The following is a 2396-nucleotide window of genomic DNA, read 5'->3' as shown; positions in this document are numbered from 1 at the left end:
CGCGCGTGTGACGCCTCGGCCTGCGGGGGTGACGCCTCGGCCGACGTACGTGACGCCTCGGCCGGGGTTGGGATCAGTAGGTGTGGAAGCCCTCGCCGGTCTTGCGGCCGAGCTTGCCTTCCTGGACCTTCTGGACCAGGAGGGCGGCGGGGTCGAAGCCGGGCTCGCCGAACTCGTTGCGGAGCTCGGACTGGATGGCCAGCGAGACGTCGTTGCCGACCACGTCGAGGAGCTCGAAGGGACCCATCGGGAAGCCCGCGGTCTCCTTGATCGCGGCGTCGATCTCGGCGATGGCGACGCCGGACTCGTGCAGCTTGACGGCGTCGTTGAGGTAGGGGAACAGCAGTGCGTTGACGATGAAGCCGGAGCGGTCACCACAGGAGACCGGGACCTTCTTGACCGCCGTGGACAGTGCGAGCACGGTCTCGTCGACCTCGGCCGAGGTGAGGTCGGTCGTGACCACCTCGACGAGCTTCATGACCGGAGCGGGGTTGAAGAAGTGCATCCCGATGACGTCACCGGGGCGCGAGGTGACCTTGGCGAGCTCGGTGATCGGCATCGAGCTGGTGGTCGTGGCCAGGATGGCGCCCTGCTTGGCGATGCGGTCGAGGTCCTTGAAGAGCTCGGTCTTGACGTCGAGGTCCTCGGCGATGCCCTCGACGATCAGGTCCGCCTCGCCGAGATCCTCGCGCGAGGTGCTGCCGGTGAGGCGGCCGAGCACGGCAGCCTTGGTCTCCTCGTCCGAGCGCCCCTTCGCGATCGCCTTGTCGAGGGACTTGGTGATCCCGGCGACGACCCCGTCGAGCTTCTCCTGGGAGCGGCCGACGAAGACGACGTCGTACCCGGCCTGGGCGAAGACCTGGACGATGCCCGAGGCCATCGTGCCGGTGCCGACCACGCCGATCTTCTCGATCGTGTGGCGCAGCTCCGGCGTCGCTGCGTCGTCCCCGGCCACGCCGGTGAACGACCCGGACTCGTCGGAGATCTTGGTGAGCAGGGCGACGGGCTTGTGCAGGTTGTCGCCGGTCTCCTCGAAGCGGGCGAGCAGCGCGTCGCGTACGGATGAGGCGCCGATCTCGTCGACCGTGGCCAGCGGTCCCTTCGGGTAGCCGCAGCCGAAGCGCATGGCGTTGTCGATGTCCGTGGCGGTGGCGTAGCCCGACTCGAGCATGCGAATGGCGTGGTTGAGATAGGGCAGCACGAGCACGTCGTGGATGGAACCCTGGGTCGAAACCGTCATGCGACGGAAGACTGCCAAATTTATTACCCGTGAGTAACCCCTGGTGGCGTGACGCTGCTCACATGGGGCCATGCGATACGTTCTCCCGGTGAGACTCGTCGTTGCCACCTGCCAGGTCGACTACGCGGGGCGGCTCACCGCCCACCTCCCGATGGCCACCAGGGTGTTGATGCTCAAGGCCGACGGATCGGTGCTGGTCCATTCCGACGGGGGCTCCTACAAGCCCCTCAACTGGATGTCGCCGCCCTGCACCCTCTCGGAGGGCAAGTCCGACGACGGCCGCGTCGAGTGGACGGTCACCTCGAAGACGGACGACACGCTGCGCATCCTGATCGAGGAGATCCACCACGAGTCGGCCCACGACCTCGGCATCGACCCCGGCCTGCAGAAGGACGGCGTCGAGAAGCACCTCCAGGAGCTCCTCGCCGACCACCCGGCGACGCTGGGCGAGGGCCTGACCCTCGTACGCCGCGAGTACCCCACCGCGATCGGACCGGTCGACCTGATGTGCCGCGACGCCGACGGGAAGTCGGTCGCGGTCGAGATCAAGCGACGCGGCGAGATCGACGGCGTCGAGCAGCTGACCCGCTATCTCGAGCTGCTCAACCGCGACCCGCTGCTGGCCCCCGTACGCGGCATCTTCGCCGCTCAGGCGATCAAGCCGCAGGCCCGCGTGCTGGCCGAAGACCGCGGGATCACCTGCGCGATCGTCGACTACGACGCGCTGCGCGGCCTCGACGATCCGACCGAGAGACTCTTCTGACCAACAGTTGGTGCACGGTCAGGCAAGTTCACGTCGGTGAAACACCTTTTCTTACCTTTGGGTAGGAACTGCGTGACAAGATTCACGCCATGTCCATGAACTACTCGGGGCATGGCGTTGGGGGCCGCCTGTCCGTGAGCGACGTCGAGGCGATCATGATCGATCTCCTGACGATGCAGCAGATGCACACGGCGGAGTTCCATGCGATCAAGAGCCGGATGGAGCGCACCGACGCGGCGATCGACAGCGTCAACGCGCGCCTGGACAGCGTGGAGCGGCGGCTGGACGACCTGCTGATCTCGATGAGTCAGCTGCTCAACTGGATCAACCCCCGCTGACCCGTCGAGTCGGCTCATCCTGACGTAGAACCCTGCCGAGTCGGCTCGTCATAAC

At 66.7% G+C, this 2396-nt stretch carries 3 protein-coding genes; 2 read left to right on the top strand and 1 reads right to left on the bottom strand.

Features of this window, described 5'->3' with window-relative positions; translation table 11 throughout:
* Positions 1 to 73: 73 nt before the first annotated feature.
* Complete coding sequence (locus ACFU7D_RS29320) at positions 74 to 1240, bottom strand: 3-hydroxyacyl-CoA dehydrogenase NAD-binding domain-containing protein (protein ID WP_378873982.1); 1167 nt, start codon at positions 1238 to 1240, stop codon at positions 74 to 76.
* Positions 1241 to 1328: 88 nt separating this feature from the next.
* Between ACFU7D_RS29320 and nucS the strand changes: the two genes are divergently transcribed.
* Together nucS and ACFU7D_RS29310 are read left to right on the top strand one after the other, a co-directional pair.
* A complete protein-coding gene (gene nucS / locus ACFU7D_RS29315) occupies positions 1329 to 2003 on the top strand; it encodes an endonuclease NucS (RefSeq protein WP_378731312.1) in 675 nt (224 codons plus the stop codon).
* 134 nt (positions 2004 to 2137) lie between these two features.
* Complete coding sequence (locus ACFU7D_RS29310; protein WP_091047822.1) at positions 2138 to 2341, top strand: hypothetical protein; 204 nt, start codon at positions 2138 to 2140, stop codon at positions 2339 to 2341.
* The last annotated feature ends 55 nt before the right edge of the window (positions 2342 to 2396 follow it).

The organism is Nocardioides sp. NPDC057577, from assembly GCF_042801335.1.
Classification (GTDB): Bacteria; Actinomycetota; Actinomycetes; order Propionibacteriales; family Nocardioidaceae; genus Nocardioides.
The sequence above is the reverse complement of the archived record's forward strand: the minus strand, read 5'-3'. Positions and strand labels throughout refer to the sequence as shown.